Below are 3,686 nucleotides of genomic sequence, written 5' to 3'. Positions count from 1 at the left end.
GGCGAACCATCACCTCCGGGTTGGCGCCATAGGTGGCGTTGTCCCGCGTCTGCACCTCGAGCACCGCCGAGGTCTCGTTCGCCTTGATGGTCACGCTGCCATGGCCGACGGTCTCGACCAGCGTGTCACTCGCCACCGGGGCGCTGCTCGACACCGTGAAGAGCAGCTTGCCGCCCTCGGCCACCATGGCATCGGAGATGCTGTAGGTCGGCGCCGCCTCGTCATCCGCGACCTGGCCCGTGCCGGTGTCGCCGCCAAAGGCCTCGGCCAGGCGAACCACCACCTCCGGGTTGGCGCCATAGGTGGCGTTGTCCCGCGTCTGCACCTCGAGCACCGCCGAGGTCTCGTTCGCCTTGATGGTCACGCTGCCATGGCCGACGGTCTCGACCAGCGTGTCACTCGCCACCGGGGCGCTGCTCGACACCGTGAAGAGCAGCTTGCCACCCTCGGCCACCATGGCATCGGAGATGCTGTAGGTCGGCGCTGGGTCGTCAGTGGGAGCAAACTTGATGACGCTTTCGCCGCTCACTGCAGCAATCTCGAAGTCGTGAGCGGTGAGCTTCGATCCGTCGAGGCCCTCGCCCACAAGGCGGATGGTTGTGTCGGCCGTGTTATCCCCGTTCGTGTCGAGGTGAAGAACGGCGGACCCCGCCTCAATCTTCAAGATCTTCACGGCCGAGGCGCCCTCGACTACCACGGTGTCATCGGTGCCGAAGCCGGAGATGCTGGCGCCATGGAGCTCGGCAGCGTTGCCGGTTACGCGGTCGGATCCGCCGCTGGACAGGTCAACCTTGTCCTGGGCACCCATGCCCAGGCCGATGACGTTGTTCAAGGCATTGGCCGCGATGTTGACCGCGCCAGTTCCTGTCGCGTCAAAGTTCTCGATTGCTTCCGGCAGAATGTAAGGGGTCGCGCCACCCACCTGCGTGGCGCCGGAATAGATAACCGTGTCCTCCTTGGCCGTGCCTCCGGTCGTCGGGAGCCTGGACGGGTCAGTGATGGGGCCTGCGGCCACGGTGATCGCGTAAACGGCGGAAGGTGGCGATGCGTTCCCGGCAGCATCCACTGACTGCACGTAGAAGCTATGACTGCCGTCGGTCAGTGGGGTTCCCGGGGTGAAGCTCCAGGATCCGTCGGCGCCGGCCTTGGAACTGCCGAGAAGCGTAACACCGTGGTAGACGGAGACGGTTGCGCCGGCCTCGGCCTTGCCCACCAGGGTCGGCGTGGCGTCATCGGTGGTAGCACCCGATGCAATCTTCCCCTTAACCGCGCCTGCGTCGTCGGTGAACACAATGCCAGACGGCGCTCCCGGCACCTTGGTGTCGAGGGTGAAGCCGAACTTCGTGATGCCGATGTTGCCGGCCGCATCCGAGGTGGCCGCCGTGATGCTGTGCTGACCGTCTGATAGACCAGTCGGCTTGAAGCTCCACTTGCCGTCGTTGCCGGCCCTGACAGACCCGAGAATCCTGAAGCCCTCGGTAATCACCACCAGGGCACCTGCCTCGGCCGTGCCGACCAGGGTGGCGTCATTGGTGATTCCGTCGGTGGCGGAGGTGCCGCTGTCGTTGCCCAGCCTCTCCGTGATGCTCGCCTTCGTGTCCAGCTTGAAGCTGAGGGTACTGGTCGCCGTGTTTCCGGCCAGGTCCTTCGTGGTGGCCACGATGCTGTGCTGGCCGTCCGCCAGGCCCGCCGGCTTGAAGGTCCAGTTGCCGTTCCGGTCGGCCGTGGCGGTACCGATGAGCTTGCCGCCCTCAGTGAGCGTGACGGTTGCGCCCGGGTCGGTCTTGCCGGTCAGGGTCGGGTCCTTGGTGACCCCGTCACTGCCGGCGCTGCCGGTGTCGTTGACCAGCTTCTGTGTGACGCTCGCCTTGGTGTCGAGCGTAAAACCGAGGGTGGTGCTCGCGGTCTGCTTAGTACCGTCGCTCGCGGTGGCCACGATGCTGTGCTTGCCGTCCGCCAGGCCCGCCGGCCTGAAGGTCCAGTTGCCGCTACCGTCAGCCTTGACAGTCCCCAGGACCTTGCGGCCCTCAGTGAAGGTCACCACGGCACCGGGATTGGTAATTCCGGTCAGGGTGGCATCTGAGGTCAGACCGTCATTAAGGGACGCGCCGCTATCTTTATAAAGACGCCCAGTGATCTTTTTGACAGCCATGACGTTTCCCCACAGAAAAAATTACAACATCGTGCCAAGACCGAGGCAGAAGCGCGGGTCAGCACCACTCGTGGGGGGGCAATTACAAAAATGGGAGCGTGCGAAGTAGTTATCGAACGACAGGGGTTCCCCTATCAAAAGTTAGGTGGCACCCCGATTGCCGAGACTTTGGTATGAGTACTCAGCGGCGAACACTCCACCGGTGGTTGCGCCAGTTTGACCTAGAGAAGCTGTCGGGCGACACAACACAGCGATCTTTTAAGTCACGCTTTTCTTATGCGTCGACGAGAGAGAGTAGGCTCCTGAGCCGTACCGATCGTGTGGTGGCAGCAGCCCGCATGATCATCGCCTTCGCTGGAATACTCTCCCTAAAGTTGTATCCGCCTCAACAACTAGAACACGCCTTTGTGATAGTATGGATTGCAACTGTCTACTTTGCGTACTCAGCTGCGGTGCTGGCACTCGTACTGTTCATTCGAACAACGCTGCTACCCTTTGGCCTTGCGACCCATCTGGTCGATGTTCTCGCCTCTGCTGCGCTAATGAACCTTGGCGAGGTTGCGGACAGCCCATTCTTTGCATTCCTCACCTGTCCGCTGCTCAGTGCCAGTTTCCGGTGGGGCTGGCGTGGCATCCTTTGGACGACGATGGGCGTCGTGGCCATTTACGCGATGTCGAGCGTCGCCTTCTGGCCAGCGTTGCAGGGCACGGAGTTTGAACCCACCCGTTTTGCCGTGCACAGTGCTCACGTGCTCGCCGTGGGCGCGATGCTAGCCCTCTTTAGCCTTCAGCAGCGCCGGTTCGGCGACGAGTTGATCCGACTGGGTACATGGCCGGCCGCCGCATCAACGGCGGACCAGTCGGTGTCCGAAGCTTTAGAATATGCGGCAAAGGTGTTCGACGCTCCGCGGATTATCCTTGTTCGTAGTGATGTGCTGGAGCCCTGGGTGGAGCTCGCGGACTGGTCCGCAGGCCAAGCCCGCACCACGCGCCTTCCTCCCGGCACCATTGATCCGCCTGTCCGCCAGGACCTGGCCGAAGTCAGCTTCCTTGCCGAGGGCAACGTGGCATTCGTACACCAGGGGAAGGGCCGCCTCGGAGTCTGGCGAGGACACGAGCCAGCGATCAATGAGGCCATACGCCATCGGTGTGACTTGGATGCGGCTCTTTGCTTCCCGCTGCGGTCCGACGAGATCGACGGCTGGCTCTTCATCCCTGGGCGGCGGAAGGTCGCCGCTGAGGACTTCATCATAGGAGCCCTCGTCGCCGCACGGATCGCGGTTGCGTTCGAGCAGGCAGCGGCACGAAATATGCTGCGTGAGGCGTCCGCAGCAGAAGACCGGCTGCGGCTCAGCCGGGACCTGCACGACGGCGTCCTCCAAGTGCTTACAGGAGCCGCGCTGAAGCGTATCCATCCGGCCGGGGCCGCGGGCTATCGAGCGCAGACGTGCTGACCGCGCTCACCGCTTCTGGTCGAGGCAGAGTTCCTTGAGGCTTTCGATGCCGTGCTCGGTGAATTTGAGCGTCGCGCGAT

At 63.2% G+C, this 3,686-nt stretch carries 2 protein-coding genes; one reads left to right on the top strand and one right to left on the bottom strand.

What is annotated here, in order from left to right:
* Positions 1-2,152 (bottom strand): Ig-like domain-containing protein (locus tag ACO1BU_RS33060; RefSeq protein ID WP_424140184.1); only part of this gene is annotated, 2,152 nt, incomplete at its 3' end.
* Positions 2,153-2,490: 338 nt separating this feature from the next.
* Here ACO1BU_RS33060 and ACO1BU_RS33055 point away from each other — a divergent pair.
* Entirely contained in the window at positions 2,491-3,606 is a 1,116-nt protein-coding gene (locus ACO1BU_RS33055) for a sensor histidine kinase (RefSeq protein ID WP_424140183.1), read from the top strand.
* Positions 3,607-3,686: the final 80 nt, after the last annotated feature.

The organism is Roseomonas chloroacetimidivorans (assembly GCF_049629625.1).
GTDB classification, from domain to species: Bacteria; Pseudomonadota; Alphaproteobacteria; order Acetobacterales; family Acetobacteraceae; genus Roseomonas; species Roseomonas chloroacetimidivorans.
This window is presented reverse-complemented; position numbering and strand designations above follow the sequence as displayed.

Bases quoted from the DNA above. Each gene is read 5' to 3' on its own strand.
- ACO1BU_RS33055 (WP_424140183.1), top strand. From the start codon at position 2,491: ATGATCATCGCCTTCGCTGGAATACTCTCCCTAAAGTTGTATCCGCCT.